Annotated in this window: 13 protein-coding genes; 7 read left to right on the top strand and 6 right to left on the bottom strand. The window is 66.7% G+C overall.

Annotated features, from left to right (window positions below; translation table 11 throughout):
• Positions 1-29 precede the first annotated feature (29 nt).
• From ACGLHR_RS21585 to ACGLHR_RS21575, 3 genes are all read left to right on the top strand, one after another.
• A complete protein-coding gene (locus ACGLHR_RS21585; protein WP_006163400.1) occupies positions 30-422 on the top strand; it encodes a RidA family protein in 393 nt (130 codons plus the stop codon).
• Positions 423-538: 116 nt separating this feature from the next.
• Positions 539-1,900, top strand: a complete 1,362-nt coding sequence (locus ACGLHR_RS21580) for a GntP family permease (RefSeq protein ID WP_400096284.1) — start codon at positions 539-541, stop codon at positions 1,898-1,900.
• Between the two features lie 247 nt (positions 1,901-2,147).
• Complete coding sequence (locus tag ACGLHR_RS21575) at positions 2,148-2,480, top strand: hypothetical protein (protein ID WP_318232247.1); 333 nt, start codon at positions 2,148-2,150, stop codon at positions 2,478-2,480.
• 9 nt (positions 2,481-2,489) lie between these two features.
• On the opposite strand, the gene ACGLHR_RS21570 is transcribed toward ACGLHR_RS21575, so the two are convergent.
• From ACGLHR_RS21570 to ACGLHR_RS21555, 4 genes are all read right to left on the bottom strand, one after another.
• Complete coding sequence (locus ACGLHR_RS21570) at positions 2,490-4,922, bottom strand: TonB-dependent siderophore receptor (protein WP_400096283.1); 2,433 nt, start codon at positions 4,920-4,922, stop codon at positions 2,490-2,492.
• 3 nt (positions 4,923-4,925) lie between these two features.
• Entirely contained in the window at positions 4,926-7,142 is a 2,217-nt protein-coding gene (locus tag ACGLHR_RS21565) for a TonB-dependent receptor (RefSeq protein WP_400096282.1), read from the bottom strand.
• Between the two features lie 111 nt (positions 7,143-7,253).
• Positions 7,254-8,297: a FecR domain-containing protein gene (locus ACGLHR_RS21560; protein ID WP_400096281.1), complete on the bottom strand. Its 1,044-nt coding sequence runs from the start codon at positions 8,295-8,297 to the stop codon at positions 7,254-7,256.
• The gene (locus tag ACGLHR_RS21555) at positions 8,297-8,806 is read right to left on the bottom strand and encodes a sigma-70 family RNA polymerase sigma factor (protein ID WP_174423586.1); all 510 of its coding nucleotides are present in this window, start codon (positions 8,804-8,806) and stop codon (positions 8,297-8,299) included. The genes ACGLHR_RS21560 and ACGLHR_RS21555 overlap by 1 nt, the downstream gene beginning before the upstream one ends.
• Positions 8,807-9,069: 263 nt before the next feature.
• On the opposite strand from ACGLHR_RS21555, the gene ACGLHR_RS21550 reads away from it, so the two are divergent.
• Complete coding sequence (locus ACGLHR_RS21550; RefSeq protein ID WP_400096280.1) at positions 9,070-10,065, top strand: Bug family tripartite tricarboxylate transporter substrate binding protein; 996 nt, start codon at positions 9,070-9,072, stop codon at positions 10,063-10,065.
• 118 nt (positions 10,066-10,183) lie between these two features.
• On the opposite strand, the gene ACGLHR_RS21545 is transcribed toward ACGLHR_RS21550, so the two are convergent.
• Both ACGLHR_RS21545 and ACGLHR_RS21540 read right to left on the bottom strand, forming a co-directional pair.
• The gene (locus tag ACGLHR_RS21545) at positions 10,184-12,421 is read right to left on the bottom strand and encodes an NADP-dependent isocitrate dehydrogenase (protein WP_400096279.1); all 2,238 of its coding nucleotides are present in this window, start codon (positions 12,419-12,421) and stop codon (positions 10,184-10,186) included.
• 288 nt (positions 12,422-12,709) lie between these two features.
• Complete coding sequence (locus ACGLHR_RS21540) at positions 12,710-12,928, bottom strand: hypothetical protein (RefSeq protein ID WP_400096278.1); 219 nt, start codon at positions 12,926-12,928, stop codon at positions 12,710-12,712.
• A gap of 303 nt (positions 12,929-13,231) precedes the next feature.
• Between ACGLHR_RS21540 and ACGLHR_RS21535 the strand changes: the two genes are divergently transcribed.
• From ACGLHR_RS21535 to ACGLHR_RS21525, 3 genes are read left to right on the top strand one after another with little or no spacing between them, the layout of a single operon-like run.
• Positions 13,232-13,810, top strand: coding sequence for a DUF2760 domain-containing protein (locus tag ACGLHR_RS21535; RefSeq protein WP_400096277.1), 579 nt, complete (start codon positions 13,232-13,234; stop codon positions 13,808-13,810).
• Positions 13,807-15,654 carry an Hsp70 family protein gene (locus tag ACGLHR_RS21530; protein WP_400096276.1) on the top strand — a complete coding sequence of 616 codons (1,848 nt, stop codon included), beginning with the start codon at positions 13,807-13,809 and terminating at the stop codon, positions 15,652-15,654. The genes ACGLHR_RS21535 and ACGLHR_RS21530 overlap by 4 nt, the downstream gene beginning before the upstream one ends.
• A gap of 9 nt (positions 15,655-15,663) precedes the next feature.
• Entirely contained in the window at positions 15,664-18,477 is a 2,814-nt protein-coding gene (locus ACGLHR_RS21525) for an Hsp70 family protein (RefSeq protein WP_400096275.1), read from the top strand.
• Positions 18,478-18,589: the final 112 nt, after the last annotated feature.

The following is an 18,589-nucleotide window of genomic DNA, read 5'->3' as shown; positions in this document are numbered from 1 at the left end:
GCAATCAGCAATCTGCTTCAGGAGTCTCCATGGATATCAAACGATTTGGCGTCGAGGGCGGCGCCGGTACCGGCGGCCAGCACATGCCTTTTTCCCGTGCCGTGCAGGCCGACGGCTGGCTCTACGTCTCCGGCCAGGTGCCGATGGTGGCCGGCGAGGTGATCGACGGCGGCATCGTTGCGCAGACCCACCAGGCGATCAAGAACGTGCTGGCCATCCTCGCCGAAGCCGGCTATGGCACCGAGCACATCGTGCGCTGCGGCGTGTGGCTGGACGACGCGCGCGACTTCGCGTCGTTCAACAAGATCTTCAAGGAGTACTTCGGCGCCAACCCGCCCGCGCGCGCCTGCGTGCAGTCGAGCATGGTGGTGGACTGCAAGGTTGAAGTGGACTGCATTGCCTACAAGAAGCCGGCTGCCTGATCCCTGGCCAGCCAGCCACCAAAACCAGAACCGGCCGCCGCTAGCGCGGCCCTTTTCATAGCGGACGCGAGGGAGCCCCGCCGGAGGCCCGGCGGACCTCGCACAAAGGAGACAACATGGGCGCCGTAACCGGAACCACCCTATTGCTGTACGCGTTGATCGCGGTGATCGCACTGGTCGTGCTGATCGCGAAATTCAAGCTCAATCCCTTTATCACCCTGGTGGTCGTCTCGGTCCTGCTCGGCTTTGCCGTGGGCATGCCGATGGGCGACATCGTCAAATCGTTCGAGGCCGGCGTAGGCGGCACCCTTGGCCACATCGCGCTGGTGGTGGGCCTGGGCACCATGCTCGGCAAGATGATGGCGGAGTCCGGCGGCGCCGAGCGCATCGCGCGCACGCTGATCGACGCCTTCGGCGAGAAGAACGTGCACTGGGCCATGGTGACCATCGCCTTTATCGTCGGCTTGCCCGTGTTCTTCGAAGTGGGCTTTGTGCTGCTGGTGCCGATCGCCTTCAACGTGGCCAAGCGTACCGGCACCTCCATGGTGCTGGTGGGCATCCCGATGGTGGCCGGCCTGTCGGTGGTGCACGGGCTGATCCCGCCGCACCCTGCCGCGCTGCTGGCCGTGACCGCCTACAAGGCGGACATCGGCAAGACCATCCTGTACGCGCTGATCGTGGGCATTCCCACCGCGGCCATCGCCGGCCCGCTGTTCGCCAAGCTGATGACCCGCTACGTGACGCTGCCGGATGTGAATCCGCTGGCCGTGCAGTTCACCGAGGAAGACGAACGCGTCCAGGCCTCGCATGACCTGCCGGGCTTCGGCATCACGCTGTTCACCATCCTGCTGCCCGTGATCCTGATGCTGATCGGCAGCTGGGCCGACCTCATCACCACGCCCAAGAGCTTTGCCAACGACTTCCTCAAGCTGATCGGCAACTCGGTGATCGCGCTGCTGATTGCCGCGCTGGTGAGCTTCTACACCTTCGGCAAGCGCCGCGGCTTTACCCGGGAAAACATCCTCAAGTTCACCAACGAGTGCGTGGCGCCCACCGCCATCATCACGCTGGTGGTCGGCGCGGGCGGCGGCTTTGGCCGCGTGCTGCGCGACTCGGGCATCTCCAACGCCATCGTCGACGTGGCCACCGGCGCGCATGTCTCGGTGCTGCTGCTGGGCTGGCTGGTTGCCGTGCTGATCCGGATCGCCACCGGCTCCGCGACCGTGGCCATGACCACGGCTGCCGGCATCGTCGCGCCGATCGCCGCCAGCGTGCCGGGCACCCGCCCCGAGTTGCTGGTGCTGACCACCGGCGCCGGTTCGCTGATCCTGTCGCACGTCAACGACGGCGGCTTCTGGCTGGTCAAGGAGTACTTCAACATGACCGTGGCCCAGACCTTCAAGACCTGGTCGGTGTGCGAAACGCTCATCTCGGTGATCGCGCTGCTGCTGACCCTGGCGCTGGCCACGGTCGTCTGAGCGCCCGCAAGGCGCCCGGCCAAGGGGAGGAGGCACATGCGGTGCCCCCTCCCTTTTTTTATGCCGACCGCAATGTGCTATTGTGTGCACCGCAGCAAATCATTGGCGCCCCGCGCTTTTCCTGCCGCTGCCTTGACCTGGTTGCCGCCATTCGCGCCAACAAGCTGTCACAAATCTTTCATACTGGGAAGCAGGCTCGGGTTTCCCCCTAGCGCTAGAATCGAGCCCCAACCGGAGGAAAAGAACTATGCCCAAAAAACCCAGGAAAACCGAGGACGCCGTCCCGGCCACCACCACCGCGCCGGGGCTGATCGCCCTTCTCGACCACATCGCCAATGCCACCGCGCAAGGCCAGCTCGATCCCGAGTTCGCCCGCAAGCTGGGCAAGCGTGTGCGCAAGGAAGCCGACGCGCTGATTGAAGACCAGGCGTACTCGAACGCGCACGGCACGCAGATCAGGGCCGCTCTGGCCACGCTGGAAGAAGCGGTATCGGATAGTGAAGGCGGACTGCTGGGGAAAGCCGTCAAGCGCCTGCGCGATGCCGACAAGCGCGCCGCGGAATCCGCCGCCGCCAAGTAAAACGGCCTCTCAGAAGCGCATCGTCGCCGAAAGCAGCAGCGTGCGCGGCTCGGCTTGCGCCAGCCCGCCGTAGGCATCGACCGCCGCCCAGTCATGCTTGTCGAATACATTGCGGACATTGAGGCGGAAGGTGGTCTGCCTGCGCGCCACGGTGGTCCGGTACCGCGCACCGATGTCGACGCGGGTCCAGTGCGGGATGCTTTGCGTATTGGCCTGGTCGACATATTGCCGGCCCGTGTAGACCAGGCTGCCGGCCAGCGTCAGGCCGGGCGCGAAGCCGGCATCCCATTCGGCGCCCAGATTGGCTTGCAGCGTCGGCGCGCCGACGGCGGTCTTGCCTGCCAAACCGGGGTCGCCGCTGCGGATAACCCTGGCATCGAGCACGGTGGCGCTGGCCAGCAGCCGCACCCCGGCCGCCACCTCCCCGTACAGCCCAAACTCCAGCCCGCGATTGCGCTGCTCGCCGTCCGCGGCGAACAGCGTCCCGGACATCTGGCCGCTCGCCTTGGCGATCTGGAATGCGCTGATGGTCGCCATCATCCCGCCCTGCTCGACCTTCACGCCAAACTCAAGCTGCGTTGACTTGTAGGGTGCGAATACCTCGCCGGCATTGCTGGCGTTGCCGGGGGCGGTGTCGCCCTTGCTCAGCCCTTCGGCTCGGTTGGCATACAGCGTGACGTGTTGCCAGGGCTTTACCACCAGGCCGAGCATCGGCGTCCAGGCGCCCTGGTCGTAGCGCGAAGCGATAGCGCCGTTGGCACTGAAATTGTTTGACCTGACCTGCTGATGGCGCAGGCCCAGCGTCAGCTCCACGCGCTTGTCCAGCATCGACAGCGTATCGGCCAGGGCCACGCCGGACAGCCGCGTCCGGGAAACCTTCGGCACGCTGACAGGCTCCTCGATGGACTGCGCAGGCAGCGCCACGGGCTGGTAGAGGTTTGTCAGCGAGGTGGTCGTGGCGTTGTTGAAGCTGCGCGCCAGCTGGTCCCGATAGTCACTGACGAGGAAGCTCAGGCTATGGCCCACCGCCCCGGTGTCGAAGCGGGCGCGCAGGCCCGTATCCACGGTGGCGCGGGCTACGTTGAACTTGTAGTTCGAGTCCAGCACGGCAATATCGCCGGCCTCGTTGATGATGGTGGGCGTGATGGCAAAGAGCCGGGCCACCCGGGTACGGCCGCCGCCGCCGGCGATGAACCAGGTGAGCTTGTCGCTGATGTCGTATTCCGCCCGCACCAGCAGGCACTGGTCGCGGATACTGGAGTTTTCCCAGGGCTGCGAGATATTGCGCCGTCCGTTGGGCGCATCGGGTACCTTGATGCCGGCAACGATGTGCAAGAGGCGCGATGGCGCCGTGATCTTCTCCTGCTGGCCGATGAAATCCAGCGTTGCGCGCAGGCGCTCGCCCTGGTAGTCCAGCGCCAGCGCGCCGGCGCCGGCGTTGCGCGACTGGTTGTCCAGGTTGGTGTCGCCCGCCCGGTAGTTGCCATTGAAGCGAATGCCAAACTGGCGCTCCGCCCCAAACCGCCGGCTCACGTCAAGGTTGCCACCAAGCTGCGATGACACGGCATAGTCGGCGCTGACCTGGGTCAGGTCGGGACCGGTCGCCCGCTTGGGAACGATATTGATGCCACCGCCGACACTGCCGCTGGGCGCCATGCCGACCAGCATGGCGGTCGGGCCCTTGATCAGCTCGATCCGTTCGATATAGCCGGTCGATACCCGGTAGTTGGAGGCCACGCCATACATGCCGTCGAAGGCAATCTCCCCGAAGTTGCCATTGCCAACGGGAAAGCCACGGATCGTGAAGGCGTCCAGGATGCCGCCAGGCTGGCTGACGTAGCGCACGGACGAATCAACGGCCAACATATCGCCGACCGTGCGCGCCTGCTGGTCCTCGATTGCCTTGGCGGTGTAGCTGGTGACGCTGAACGGCGTATCCATGATGTCGGTGTTGCCAAGCAAGCCCAGCCTGGCGCCGCGCGCGACCTGCTCGCCGGCAAGGGCCGGGGGCAGCTCGCTCGCAGCCGCTGCCGCCCCGAAGATCGTCACCGTGGGCAACAATGGCGCGGCTTGCATGCCAGGGACAGCCTGAGCCTTGCGCAATGTGAATCCGCCTCCCGGCAGTTCCACCGCTTCCAGCCCGCTGCCCGCCAACAGCGCCCTCAGCCCATCCGGCACCGTATAGCTGCCATTCAATCCCGGGCTTTGGGCGTTGCCGAGCAGCGCGGCATCATAGGAAAGATCAATGCCGCCGGCACTGGCGAAACGATTGAGGACCGCGTAGAGCGGGCCAGGCGCGATGGCGAACATCCGCGCCTGGCCTGCGCTCGCCATCTGGCTCCCCCTCGGGCTCGCCTGGGCGAGCACCGGATCCGGCGCCACGCCCAAGCCCAGGGCAAGACAAGCGAAGGCGCTGCCAAGCGCGCGGCGTCGTGCGGTCAATGCTTAGAAGTCCACGCTCATGGAAGCCATGAAGGTCCGCGGCGCACCCAGCGAGATCGTGCCGTACGATGCCACCCCGGACCAGTACTTCCGGTTGAACGCATTGAACAAACCCGCCCGGAACGTCGTGGACTTGCCGTACACCGACGTCTTGTAGCGCGCGCCGAGATCGACCGTTGTCCACGATGGCACCTGCTGCGTGTTCGCCTGGTTGACGTACTCGCGGCCCGTGTAGTTGACCGCGCTGGTCAGCGTCAGGCCCGGGACCCACGGCAGGTCCCACTCGCCGCCAAGGTTGGCCATGACGGTAGGCACGCCCACGGGGCGGTTGCCACGCGTGGCCGCGCTGTTGGTCTTGGTCAGCTCGCCGTCAAGCAGGGTCAGCCCACCTAGCAGGCGCACGCCCTTGTAGGCCTGGCCCGACACGGTCAGCTCCAGCCCCTGGTTGCGCTGCTCGCTCTCGATGGCGTAGACCGTCCCGAACAGCTGGCCGCTGGGCTTGGTCATGCGGAAGGCGGCCAGGGTCGCCATCACCTTGCCCGACTCGAGCTTGACGCCCACCTCCTGCTGCTTGGTCTTGTACGGCGCAAAGACCTGCCCCGCATTCGACGCGATGGCCGGCGCGATGTCCCCCTTGCTGAGCCCTTCCACGTAGTTGGCATAGAGCGACACGTTGTGCCACGGCTTGAAGACGATGCCCGCCAGCGGCGTGACGGCGCTTTCGTCGTACGAAGCGGTTTTCGCGCCGGTGGCAGCGTAGTTGCTCGACTTGACCTGCTGGTAGCGCAGGCCAAGGGTGAACTGCAAGCGGTCGTCCAGCACGCTCAAGGTGTCGGCCAGCGACAGGCCCGACAGCGTGGAGTCGGACACCTTCGGCACGCTTTGCGGCGCGGCGATGTTCTGCTGCGGCCGGTCGGTGGGGGCATAGATATTGGACGTGACAGGCGTGCCGGACACGTTCGCACTGGCGAAACGGTCCATGTACAGGTTCGCCTGCAGCGCCAGCGCGTGCTTGACCGGGCCGGTCTCGAACTTGCTCCTGACGCCGGTATCGAAGCTCGATCGGTTGACCTGGAACTTCCAGTTCTGCACGGCCGACGAGGTGGCGCCGGCCGAATTCAGGATGGTTGGTGTCTGGTCGGACAAGCGAGCCACGTCGGAGCGGGTACCGCCGGCATCGGCAAATACCGTCACATTGTCGGTGAGGTCGTATTCCGCGTGCAGCAGCGTCGAGACATCGTTGGACTTCCACCAGCCCCAGGGCTGGCTGACATTGCGCCGGCCGTCCGGCGCCGACGGTACCTGCACCCCACTTGCGACCAGGAACGGCCGCGTGGGCGCATCCACCCACTGGTATTGCTCGATCAGGTCGAGCGACGCCCGCAGGCGCTCGCCGCGGTAGTCGAGCGACAGCGCGGCCACCTCGGCGCGCGACTTCTGGTTGTCGAGCGCCGTCGGCCCCTGCCGATGCAGGCCGTTGAAACGAATGCCCCACTCCCGGTCTTCACCGAAACGGCGGCTCAGGTCGACAGCGCCGCCCACCTGCGCGTCGGACGCATAGTCGAGCGTGAAACGCGTCAGGTCCGTCGCCAGCGCGCGCTTGGGCACGACATTGACCACGCCGCCGACGCCGCTGTTCGGCGACATGCCGTACAGCAAGGCGGCCGGCCCCTTCAACACTTCGACCCGCTCCAGGTATTCGGTAAACAGATGGTAGTTAGGCGACACGCCGTACACGCCGTCAAACGCGATCTCTGACAGGTTGCCCTCGTTGATCGGGAAGCCGCGAATATAGAAGGAGTCGGTCACGCCGCCGACCTGGCCGGTGAAGCGCGTGGACGGATCGCTGTTCAGGACTTCGGCCAGCGTGGTGGCCTGCTGGTCCTCCAGGCGCTGCGCGGTGTAGTTGGTGACGGCGAACGGCGTGTCCATGACGCCCTTGTTGCCCAGCAGCCCCAGGCGGCCGCCGCGCGCCACCTGGCCACCCGCGTAGGGCTGCGGCGGCTCGCCCGGCGCCTCGGCGCCGGCGGTGACCGTCACCGCCGGCAGCGTCGGCGCGGCGTCCGCCGCGGCTGGCTGCGATTGCGCGTTCACGGCAAGCGGCGCCACGGTTGCGCCCATGGCAAGGCAGACCATGGCTTGGTGCAAGGCGAGCGCGAACGGCTTGGGTCGGGGTGGGCGCGCAGCGGCGATGGCAGTGGCATAACGAGTGACAGACATGATTCCTTTCTCCGGCAGCGTTTAATTTGAGTTCCTACGCTGTAGGCCGGTCGAGAATCGAAATCCCCTCAATCTTTTTCAAATTTCTTTCCGGGCGTGGCTGGCATCGGGTCAGCTTCCTCCGGCCGGACCCACCGAGACCCAGAAGCGCGTGCGATAGACGACGGTGATGGGCTGCGCCTGCATCAGGAAGCGCAGCACCCGATCGGTGTCGCGCACGTGATAGGCGCCGGAGATACGCAAATCCGCCACGCGCGGATCACAGGCAATGTGGCCGGTGCGGTAGCGCGACAGCTCGGCCAGCACGTCCGCCAGCCGCATGTCCTTGCCCGCGATGACGCCGTCGGCCCAGCCGTGGGCCTCGAACGGCAGCGGCGGCGCCGGCATGCTGCTGCCCTTGGCGAGCCACCAGGTCGTTCCCGCACGGGCCACATCGCTAGCCCCGCCCGCCGCCGGATGCAACTCGACCGCGCCCTCCTGCACGCTGACGCGCGCGCGTTCGTCCTCGATCCGCACCACAAAGCGCGTGCCCAGCGCACGCAGGCTGCCGAACGGCGTCTGCACCCAGAACGGGCGCACCGTGCCACTGCTGGCAGCAAAGCCATCGTCATGGCCCGTGGTCACCAGGATCTCCCCGCGCCGCAGCGTGACCACGCGGCGCTCATTGCCAAGACCGGTACTGATGGCGCAATCGGTGTTGAGCACAATGGTGCTGCCATCCATCAGGCGCACGGTGCGCTGCTCGCCGGTGGCCGTGCTCGCGTCGGCTACCAGGCGCTGCCATGGCGCCAGATCGCGCACGCTCGCCGCCGTGACCACCGAGATGCCGGCCAGCGCCAGCACCTTGAGCACCTGCCTGCGCTTGAGCCCGCCCGCGCCGCGCCGGGCGTCGGCAGCCTGCAGGGTACGCAGCGCCAGCGCCGGCGGCATGGCGGAGAAATCTTCGCGCAGTGCCTGCACGCGCTGCCAGGCAAGCGCATGCAGCGGGTTGGCGTCGCGCCATTGGGCGAATACCTTGCGCGTGCTGGCGCTGGCCTCGCCGAAGTCGAGCTTGACCGTCCAGCTGATGGCCTGGTCGACGATGCGCGCTGGAATCGGGGTTTCCGGCCCCGGCGTAGCCGTTGGGTCGCAGAGCGCAGAATCACTCACGGGCATCAACCACCGAAGCGCAAGCTGTAGCAATGGCGCAGCGCCGCCGCGACATAGCGCTCGGCGGTAGCCAGCGACACGCCGAGGCGCTCCGCGATCTGCCGGCAGGTGAGGCCTTCGAGCTGTGCCCACAGGAATGCCTTGCGCACCTGCGGCTTCAGCGCATCCAGGATGCGGTCGATGGCGATCAGGGTTTCCAGGAAGAGCAGACGGCTCTCGGGCGACGGTGCCTGCGGCGCGGGCAGCTGCGCCAATGTCTCCAGCCAGGCCAGCTCAAGCTCCCGGCGGCGCCAGTGCTCGATGACCAGGCCGCGCGCGATGGTGCTCAGGTAGGTGCGCGGCTCCCGGATATCGCACGGCTCGCGGTGGAGCAAGCGGAGAAACACATCCTGCGCCAGGTCGGCGGCGTCAAACGCGTTGCCGAGCTGGCGCCGCAACCATCCCTGCAGCCAGCGATGGTGATCGCTGTAGAGGGCATGGACATGCTGCTGTAACGCGGATTCTGCGGCGGCCATCGCTTCCCTTGCTAGTAGTGAAGTGTCTGGCACGGCCAAACTTAAATGAGAATGGTTCGCATTATATGGCACGAAAAATGATTAGTGCAACCAACAGCACGCCCAACCACGCATGCTGCGGCGCACCATCTGGCGTAGAATCAACGCGATGGCTCGGCAAAGCCATCTAGTCCCGACATCCGAGCTCCTTTTTGTGCTCAAGGTGTCTTTATCTGCTTACGCCAGCCTGCAGGTGCTGCTACCCGACGCCACTTGACCTGCCCATGGATTTCCTTTTTTCGCTAGACCCGCTGCGCCGCCTGATCACCAGTTCCATGCTGGTGGCGGCCACGGTGCCCAACCCCCAGGCCGTCCCAGAAGAATTCCCACAGCGGACCGTTCACCTGGTGATCCCCTTCACGGCGGGCGGCACCACCGACATCATTGCCCGCGTGATTGCCGACAAGCTGAACACGCGCCTGGGCCAACCGGTGGTGGTCGACAACCGGCCGGGCGCCGCCACGATGATCGCCGCCGAGCAGGTCGCCAAGGCGCCCGCCGACGGATACACGCTGCTCCTCGCCAGTTCCACCACGTTCAGCATGCTTCCTGCGCTGCGCACCGGCCTGCCCATCCCGGCGCAAGGCGCCTGGGCGCCGATCGGCATCATCGCGGAGGCTCCGGTGATGCTCTCCACCCGTGCGGACTCTGGCATCAAGTCGTTCACGGACATACTGGCGCGTGCAAGCGCCCATCCGGGCGCCGTCACCTATGGCACCACCGGCCCGGGCACCGCGCAAAACATCGTGGGCGCCATGATCGAGGCCGACTTGCATGCGGACATCACCCCCGTGTCTTATCGCGGCAGCCCACAGATCCTCGCCGACGTCATCGGCGGGCAGATCGACCTGAGTCTCGACCCCATCGCCGTTGCCCGGCCTTACCTCGAGTCGGGCAAGTTGCGCCCGCTGGCGATCAGTGCCGGGACGCGCTCCCCGCAGTATCCGGCTGTGCCAACCTTTGCCGAGATCGGCATCGCCATGCCCAGCAATGCTTTCTGGTTCGGGATTGCCGCGCCGCGCGCCACCCCGCAAGCGGTGGTGGAACGGCTGGAAAAGGAGTTGCAGGCGGTGCTTCTGGACCCTTCCGTGGAAGCGGCGTTCCAGCGGCAGTCGATCAGGGTCATGCGCGGCAACGCGGAGGATTTCCGCCGGCGCGTGCAGGGCGAGATAACGCAATATCGTCGGCTCGCAAAGGACGGCAGGGTCAAGCTGGAATAGCAGGAGCCCCGAGTACCTGTTACCGGGTACCGGGGGCTCCCGTGGCGGCTCGCCTTTCCCAAGGCGTGGCAGCCGCCGACGGCCGCCCTGCGAAACAGGGCGGCCAGGCTTGCATCGATTAAGCCTTGATGGCGGCCAGCGCGGCGTTCAGCGTCTTGCTGGGGCGCATCACGATGTCCAGCTTGGCGAAGTCGGGCTTGTAGTAGCCACCGATATCGGCTTCCTTGCCTTGCACGGCCGACAGCTCGCCAACGATGACCTGCTCGTTGTCGGTCAGTTGCTTGGCCAGCGGCGCGAACTGCGCTGCCAGGGCGGCGTCGTCGGTCTGTGCCGCCAGCTCCCGGGCCCAGTACATGGCCAGGTAGAACTGGCTGCCGCGGTTGTCCAGCTGACCGGTCTTGGGCGACGGGTTCTTGTTGTTGTCCAGCAGCTTGCCCGTGGCGGCGTCCAGCGTCTTGGCCAGGATCTTGGCCTTTTCGTTGCTGGTCTTGATGCCGAGTTCTTCCAGCGACACGGCGAGAGCCAGGAATTCACCCAGCGAATCCCAGCGCAGGTGGTTTTCTTCCACCAGCTGCTTGACGTGCTTCGGAGCCGAGCCGCCCGCGCCGGTTTCGTACATGCCGCCGCCGGCCATCAGCGGGACGATCGAGAGCATCTTGGCGCTGGTGCCCAGTTCCATGATCGGGAACAGGTCGGTCAGGTAGTCGCGCAGGATGTTGCCGGTCACCGAGATGGTGTCCAGGCCGCGGATCACGCGCTCCAGCGTGTAACGCATGGCGCGCACTTGCGACATGATCTGGATGTCCAGGCCGGTGGTGTCGTGATCCTTCAGGTAGGTCTCGACCTTCTTGATCATTTCGGCTTCGTGCGGGCGGTACGGGTCCAGCCAGAAAATGGCGGGCATGCCGGAGTTGCGCGCACGCGTGACGGCCAGCTTGACCCAGTCGCGGATCGGCGCGTCCTTGACCTGGCACATGCGCCAGATGTCGCCTTCTTCCACGTTCTGCACCAGCAGCACTTCGCCGGTGGCGATGTCGACGATGCGGGCTTCGCCGGCTTCGGGCACTTCAAAGGTCTTGTCGTGCGAGCCGTATTCCTCGGCTTGCTGGGCCATCAGGCCGACGTTGGGCACGGTGCCCATGGTGACCGGGTCGAAGTTGCCGTTGGTCTTGCAGAAGTTGATGATTTCCTGGTAGATGCGGGCAAACGTGCTCTCCGGGATCACGGCCTTGGTGTCCTTCGGACGGCCGTCGGCGCCCCACATCTTGCCGCCGATGCGGATCATGGCCGGCATCGAGGCGTCCACGATCACGTCGTTGGGCGCGTGCAGGTTGGAGATGCCCTTGGCCGAATCCACCATCGCCAGCTCGGGACGGTGCTCGTGGCAAGCGTGCATGTCGCGGATGATTTCTTCGCGCTTGGAGCTCGGCAGGCTTTCCAGCTTGTCGTACAGGTTGACCAGGCCGTTGTTGACGTTCACGCCCAGTTCGTCGAACAGCTTGCTGTGCTTCTCGAAGGCTTCCTTGTAGAAGATCTTCACGGCGTGGCCGAACACGATGGGGTGCGAGACCTTCATCATCGTGGCCTTCACGTGCAGCGACAGCATCACGCCGGTCTTGCGCGCGTCTTCCATCTGCTCTTCGTAGAAGTCGCACAGCGCCTTCTTGCTCATGAACATGCTGTCGATGATCTCGCCGTCCAGCAGCGACACCTTCGGCTTGAGCACGATGGTCTTGCCGCTCTTGGTGACCAGCTCCATCTTGACGTCGCGTGCGCGGTCCAGGGTCATGGACTTTTCGCCGTGATAGAAGTCGCCGTGCTTCATGTGCGCCACGTGGGTGCGCGACGCCATGCTCCACTCACCCATGCTGTGCGGGTTCTTGCGGGCGTAGTTCTTGACGGCGGCAGGCGCGCGGCGGTCCGAGTTGCCTTCGCGCAGGACCGGGTTCACGGCGCTGCCCAGGCACTTGGAATAGCGCTGGCGGATGGCCTTCTCGGCATCGGTCTTCGGGTCTTCCGGGAAGTCCGGGACCTTGTAGCCCTTGGCCTGCAGTTCCTTGATCGCGCTGACCAGCTGGTGCACGGAGGCGCTGATGTTGGGCAGCTTGATGATATTGGTGTCGGGCAGCAGGGTCAGTCGGCCCAGCTCGGCCAGGTTGTCGGGCACGCGTTGTGCCTCGGTCAGGAATTCGGGAAATTCGCCCAGGATACGGCCCGCCACCGAGATGTCGCTGGTCGTCACGTTGATGCCGGCCGGGGCGGTGAAGGTGCGGATGATGGGCAAAAAGGCACTGGTCGCCAGCAGCGGAGCTTCGTCGGTCAGCGTGTAGATGATGGTGGGTTGCTGGGTACTCATTGCTTATCTCAGGATCAAGAAATAGGTTGGAGAACGCCACCGGCTGGGTCACAGCCCGGCAGGAATGCCCGAATTTTGCCTGAATTTTCTCCAGGGGGGGTCTGAACCACACGGGGTTTTTGCTTCGCCATCGCAAAACGCAAGTTTTGCGTGGGCGCAAGGGTGGCGGTGCGCGGAGTGTGCGCGAGGCGGCGCGGCGCAGCATCTGCCCCTTCGCTACGCCCATCTGGCGGGCCAACGCGCCTAACTGCGCCTAAAGCCGGCTAACGGGCACAAAACGGCACTCCGCTAGTCCCAGAAACAGCGAAAGGCAGCGGCGGCGATCACAGGCACGGTGAGTACCAGCGGAATCGCAAAGTAAGGTACTTCGAGATCTACGCGCCACTTGTAGATAAGCAAGGCGATGCCGGCCGCGAGGGTAACGAGGCCGACCAGCGCCGAGAGAACGTTCAGTACCCGGTCGGACGGGCGCCTGCGCGTCCGTTCCTTGGTGGAAAGCGCTTTCATCCCAGCTCCAATGCAGATCGTAACGGGCCTCTTTTCTATTAAAGGCTACTCCGGCGTCATGTGTAAGGGAGAGTCGTGGCTGCTTTGCAGCGCCGCAATGACCGGCTGATGGGCGCCTTAGGGCAAAATACCGCCTTGAGCGGCCCGACCGGGCCCAAAGAACAAGATGCCGACACCCGTCCCGCACCTCCGCGCGCCGCACCGTTGCCTTCCGGCAAGCGCTTGGCGCAGTGGCAACGGGGGCGCTGTACGGCATCGACAGGGGACAGCTCGTCCTTCAACAGAGCACATCTGGAGCCATTGATGACCGACTCGAACATGTCTTTCCTCGGCAGGATTTCGCTTGCCGTGGGCACGTTTTTCAACATCCTGGGCGACCGCGAGCTTGCTGCCGGCGTGCGGCGCCTGCGTGACGGCACGGCCCCCGTCGCTGCTCCCGCCGCCGCTCCAGTGGCTGCGCCCGCGCCACAGGCAGCACCCGCCCCCCGCACGCTGAAGGAGGCGAGCCCGGAGGCCGCGCTCCAGCTGCTGGGCCTGCTCCAGCGCGACGCGCGCTTCATCGACTTTGTCGAGGAAGACATCGCCGGCTATTCCGACACGGAAATCGGCGCCGCCGCCCGGCTGGTGCATGACGGCTGCCGCGCCGTGCTGCGCGAGCATTTCACCATCCGGCCCGTGCGCGAGGAAGCCGAAGGCAGCCGCGTGACGGTGCCCGACGGGTTCGACGCCACCGCGATCCGCCTGACCGGCAATGTGGTCGGCAGCGCGCCGTTCAACGGCAACATCAGCCACCGTGGCTGGCGCGTGGCGGAAGTCCGCCTGCCCCGGCTGGCGGAACGCCATGACGCCACCGTGATCGCCCCGGCCGAGGTCGAGCTATGAGCGACCCGCGCTACTCGATCGGCATCGACCTGGGCACCACGCATTGCGCCCTCTCCTACGTCGACCTCACCGCCAGTGACGGCGAGAAAACCGCCCAGGGCGTCCTGGGCGTCACGCAGCTCACCGCACCCGGCGCTATCGAAGAACTCGACCTGTTGCCGTCGTTTTTGTACCTGCCGCATCCGAGCGAGCTGGCCCCGGACGACCTGGCCCTGCCGTGGAACGCCGCGCGCGACTTCGCCGTGGGCGAGCTGGCGCGCAGCCGTGGCGCGGCCACGCCGATCCGCCTCGTCTCTAGCGCGAAGAGCTGGCTGTGCCACCCCGGGGTAGACCGTCGCGCGGCGATCCTGCCGAACGACGCGCCGGCGGAAGTGCCGCGCGTGTCGCCGCTCGATACTTCCGTACGCTATCTCTCGCACCTGCGCGAAGCATGGGACCACGCGCATCCCGACGCGCCGTTCGGCGAGCAGGAAATCACCGTCACCATTCCCGCCTCGTTCGATCCGGCAGCGCGGGAACTGACGGCAGAGGCTGCGCAAACCGCGGGCTATGCGCACATGACCCTGCTGGAGGAGCCCCAGGCGGCGCTCTATAGCTGGATCCAGAAGAGCGGCGGCCAGTGGCGCAAGCAGGTCAAGGTGGGCGACATCATCCTGGTCGTCGACGTGGGCGGCGGCACCACCGATCTCTCGCTGATCGCCGTGATCGAGCGCGAGGGCAACCTGGAACTGCACCGCATCGCCGTGGGCGAGCACATCCTGCTGGGCGGGGACAACATGGATCTGGCGCTGGCCCACGTGGTGGCGCGCAAGCTCGCGGCCCAGGGCACGCAGGCCGATCCGTGGCAACTGCGCGCGCTCACCTATGCCTGCCGCAGCGCCAAGGAAACCCTGCTCAGCGACCCGACCACGGAAGCCGTGCCGCTGGTCGTGCCGAGCCGCGGCTCCAAGCTCATCGGCGGCTCGATCCGCACCGAGCTGACCCGCGCCGAGCTCACCCAGATCATCCTGGAAGGCTTTTTCCCGCAGGTGGATGGCTCGGCGCGCCCGGTGAGCCGGGCACGCGCCGGGCTGACGCAACTCGGCCTGCCCTACGCGCAGGATCCGGCCATCACGCGGCATCTGGCGGCGTTCCTGGGCCGCCAGGTGGCGGCGCTGGCGGAGATAGAAGGCCTGGCCGGCACGCCGGCGCAGGGCGCGACCTTCCTGCATCCCACGGCCGTGCTGTTCAATGGCGGCGTGTTCAAGTCCGCCCTGCTGGTCGAGCGCATCCTGCAGACGCTCAACGGCTGGCTCGCCGCGGAAGGCGCGGCCCCCGCGCGCCTGCTCGAAGGCGCCGACCTGGACCTGGCCGTGGCGCGCGGCGCCGCGTACTACGGCTACGTGCGGCGCGGCAAGGGCGTGCGCATTCGCGGCGGCACCGCGCGTGCCTACTACATTGCAGTGGAATCGGCGATGCCCGCCATCCCTGGCTTCGAGCCTCCCATACAGGCGCTATGCGTGGCGCCCTTCGGCATGGAAGAAGGGACCGAGGCGCCGTTGCCGGAGCAGGAATTCGGGCTCGTGGTCGGCGAACCCGTGCACTTCCGCTTCTTCGGCTCGTCGGTGCGCCGCCAGGACCAGGTAGGCACCCTGCTCGACTTCTGGGGGCCCGAGGACCTGCAGGAGCTGGATGAAATCCAGGCCACCCTGCCACCCGAGGGCCGCACGCCGGGCGAAGTCGTGCCGGTGAAGCTGCACGCCCGCGTCACCGAGGCCGGCACCTTGGAACTGGAAGCCGTCCCGCGCGGAGCGGGCGAGCGCTGGAAGGTCGAGTTCGACGTGCGCGGCAACGCGAATGCCTGAGTGCCATGCATGAAGCGGTATAGCGTCGGCATCGACCTGGGCACGAGCAACACCGTCGTCGCCTATGGCGAGGCAGGGTCGGAGGACATCCGCGTCTTCGACATCGATCAACTGGTGAGCCTGGGCGAGGTCGCCGCGCGCCCGCTGCTGCCGTCCGTGCGGTACCACGCCGCGCCGGGAGAGCTTAACGCGGGCGATCTGCAGTTGCCGTGGCAAGCAGGCGCGCAGGCTGACAGTGCCGATGGCGCCGCGCCGGGCCAGGTCGTGGTGGGCCGCCTCGCGCGCACGCTGGGCGCGCAGGTGCCGGGCAGGCTGGTGGCCAGCGCTAAAAGCTGGCTCTCGCATGCGTCGGTCGACCGTGTTGCGCCGATCCTGCCGTGGGGCGCTGCCGACGAGATCGGCAAGGTCTCGCCGGTAGCCGCCAGCGCCAGCTACCTGGCGCATGTGCGCGCGGCATGGAACCACCGTTTTCAGGATGCCCGGCTCGAGGACCAGGACGTGGTGCTCACCGTGCCCGCCTCGTTCGATGAAGGCGCGCGCGCCCTCACGCTGGAAGCCGCGCGGATGGCCGGACTGCCCGCGCTGCGCCTGCTCGAGGAGCCCCAGGCGGCGTTCTACGACTGGGTGTTCCACCATCGCGAAACGCTTGCCGCCGACCTGGCGCAAACGCGGCTGGTGCTGATCTGCGATGTGGGCGGCGGCACCACCGACCTGACCCTGATCAGGGTGGAGGTTCAGGACGGCCAGCCGCAGCTGACCCGGATCGGGGTTGGCAATCACCTGATGCTCGGCGGCGACAACATGGATCTCGCCCTGGCGCATCTGGTCGAGTCGCGCATTGCCACGGCGCACTCGCGCTTGTCGGCGGGCAGCCTTTCCCAGCTTGTCGAGCGCTGCCGCGCCGCCAAGGAGCAACTGCTCAGCGCGCAGGCGCCGGACTCGGTCACGATCACGCTGCTCGGTTCGGGTGCCCGGCTGATCGGCGGCGCGCGCTCCGTCGAAGTCACCCGGCAGGAGACCGAGCAGATCATCGTCGAAGGGTTTTTCCCAGCGGTTGCAGCGAGTGAAAGACCGGGGCGCTCACGGGGCGGCATCGTCGAATTTGGCCTGCCTTATGCAGCGGACCCTGCGATCACCCGGCACGTTGCGGCCTTCCTGGGCCAGCACGCAGCCCAGTCGCGCATAGCGACCGCAAAGGACACAGTAGAGGCGCCGGATGACGCGCCGGATGACGCGCCGCCGATGCCCGACACCTTGCTGCTCAACGGCGGCGTGTTCCGCGCCGAGGCGCTGACGGGACGTTTGTCGGGCACGCTTGGCGCCTGGCGCCAGGCGCCCTTGCATGTGCTGCACAACGACAACCCCGACGTGGCGGTCGCCCGTGGCGCGGTAGCGTTCGCGCTCGCCCGCTCCGGGCATGCACCGCGCATCGGCGGGGGCTCGCCGCGCAGCTACTTCCTCGTCCTGGACAATGACGATGCCGCGCAGGCGCAGCGCGGCATTTGCCTGTTGCCACGCGGGACCGAAGACGGCCAGGAGATCCATCTCAAGGACCGCACCTTTGCCCTGCGCCTCGGGCATCCGGTGCGCTTCCACCTGGTCTCCTCCGTCGCCGACACGCCCTATCAGCCGGGCGAACTGGCCGACCTTGCCAGCGGCGATTTCGTCCGCCTGCCGCCGATTGCCACCGTGGTGCAGCCGCGCGGCGCCAGCGACGCGAGGGAGACGCTGGTGCAGCTCACCACATCGCTCACCGAAGTCGGCACGCTGGAAGTGCACTGCAGCGAGATCGCCGATCCTTCGCAGCGCTGGCTGCTCGAGTTCCAGCTGCGCGCCGATGCGCCCGCGGCAGACACGGCTTCGGACGCGGCGCATCCCGCCCTTGCCCAGGCCGTCGAAAGCATCGACCGCACCTTTGGCGCCCGCTCGCAAGACGTCGGCCCCAAGGAAGTCAAGCGGCTGCGCGCGCAACTGGAGCAACTGCTGGGCGCGCGCGACCAATGGGACAGCGCGCTGCTGCGCGCCCTGTTCGGCACGCTGTGGGAACGCGCGCGCCGGCGTCGCCGCACGGCAGAGCATGAACGCCTCTGGCTCAACCTCGCCGGCTATTGCATGCGCCCGGGGTTCGGCTACCCGCTGGACGAGTGGCGCGCCGGGCAACTCTGGTCGTTGTTCGAGCAAGGCATCCAGTACGTCAACGAGAGCCAGATCTGGTCGGAGTGGTGGACGCTGTGGCGCCGCACCGCCGGCGGCCTGGACGAAAGCGCGCAGCTGCGCTTGCTGGACGACATCGCCTTCTACCTGCAGCCCCCGGGCACGGCGCGCTACAAGCGGCCCGCCGGCCCCGCCAAGGCGGGCTACGCCGACATGGTGCGGCTCGCGGGATCGCTGGAGCGCGTGCCCGTCGAGCGCAAGATCGAAGTCGCCGAGTGGCTGCTCGCCCGGCTCAAGAAACCCTCTGAAAACCTGCAAAGCTGGTGGGCCGTGGGCCGCATCGGCGCGCGCCGGCCCTTCTATGGCAGCGCGCACAGCGTCGTTGCGCCAGAGGTTGCCGCGCAATGGCTGGAAGCGGTTCTTGTGCTCGACTGGAAGAAGGTCGAGCCGGGCGCGTTCGCCGCCGTGCAGATCGCGCGCATGACAGGTGACCGGTCGCGGGACCTGCCGCTGGAGATCCGCATGCGCGTGGTCAGCCGGCTCGAGGCCGCCAACGCGCCACGCAGCTGGATCGATATGGTGCGCGAAACGGTGGAGCTCGATGAGGCCGATGAAGGGCGGGTCTTTGGCGAGTCGCTGCCGGCGGGGTTGACGCTGATCGTGGGGTGAGTGCAATCGCGGCGGGCCTGCAAATGGCCTAGCCGCAATACTGTTCACTTCACAACCACTTTGGGGACGATTCGCTGATTCAGCGGCTCGGATCGCCGCCGGATTCGGAAAT

This window comes from Cupriavidus sp. CuC1, from assembly GCF_044627735.1.
Classification (GTDB): domain Bacteria; phylum Pseudomonadota; class Gammaproteobacteria; order Burkholderiales; family Burkholderiaceae; genus Cupriavidus; species Cupriavidus ulmosensis.
The sequence above is the reverse complement of the archived record's forward strand: the minus strand, read 5'-3'. Positions and strand labels throughout refer to the sequence as shown.

Bases quoted from the DNA above. Each gene is read 5' to 3' on its own strand.
- ACGLHR_RS21585 (WP_006163400.1), top strand. From the start codon at position 30: ATGGATATCAAACGATTTGGCGTCGAGGGCGGCGCCGGTACCGGCGGC.
- ACGLHR_RS21580 (WP_400096284.1), top strand. From the start codon at position 539: ATGGGCGCCGTAACCGGAACCACCCTATTGCTGTACGCGTTGATCGCG.
- ACGLHR_RS21575 (WP_318232247.1), top strand. From the start codon at position 2,148: ATGCCCAAAAAACCCAGGAAAACCGAGGACGCCGTCCCGGCCACCACC.
- ACGLHR_RS21565 (WP_400096282.1), bottom strand. From the start codon at position 7,142: ATGTCTGTCACTCGTTATGCCACTGCCATCGCCGCTGCGCGCCCACCC.
- ACGLHR_RS21560 (WP_400096281.1), bottom strand. From the start codon at position 8,297: ATGCCCGTGAGTGATTCTGCGCTCTGCGACCCAACGGCTACGCCGGGG.
- ACGLHR_RS21555 (WP_174423586.1), bottom strand. From the start codon at position 8,806: ATGGCCGCCGCAGAATCCGCGTTACAGCAGCATGTCCATGCCCTCTAC.
- ACGLHR_RS21550 (WP_400096280.1), top strand. From the start codon at position 9,070: ATGGATTTCCTTTTTTCGCTAGACCCGCTGCGCCGCCTGATCACCAGT.
- ACGLHR_RS21545 (WP_400096279.1), bottom strand. From the start codon at position 12,421: ATGAGTACCCAGCAACCCACCATCATCTACACGCTGACCGACGAAGCT.
- ACGLHR_RS21540 (WP_400096278.1), bottom strand. From the start codon at position 12,928: ATGAAAGCGCTTTCCACCAAGGAACGGACGCGCAGGCGCCCGTCCGAC.
- ACGLHR_RS21535 (WP_400096277.1), top strand. From the start codon at position 13,232: ATGACCGACTCGAACATGTCTTTCCTCGGCAGGATTTCGCTTGCCGTG.
- ACGLHR_RS21530 (WP_400096276.1), top strand. From the start codon at position 13,807: ATGAGCGACCCGCGCTACTCGATCGGCATCGACCTGGGCACCACGCAT.
- ACGLHR_RS21525 (WP_400096275.1), top strand. From the start codon at position 15,664: ATGAAGCGGTATAGCGTCGGCATCGACCTGGGCACGAGCAACACCGTC.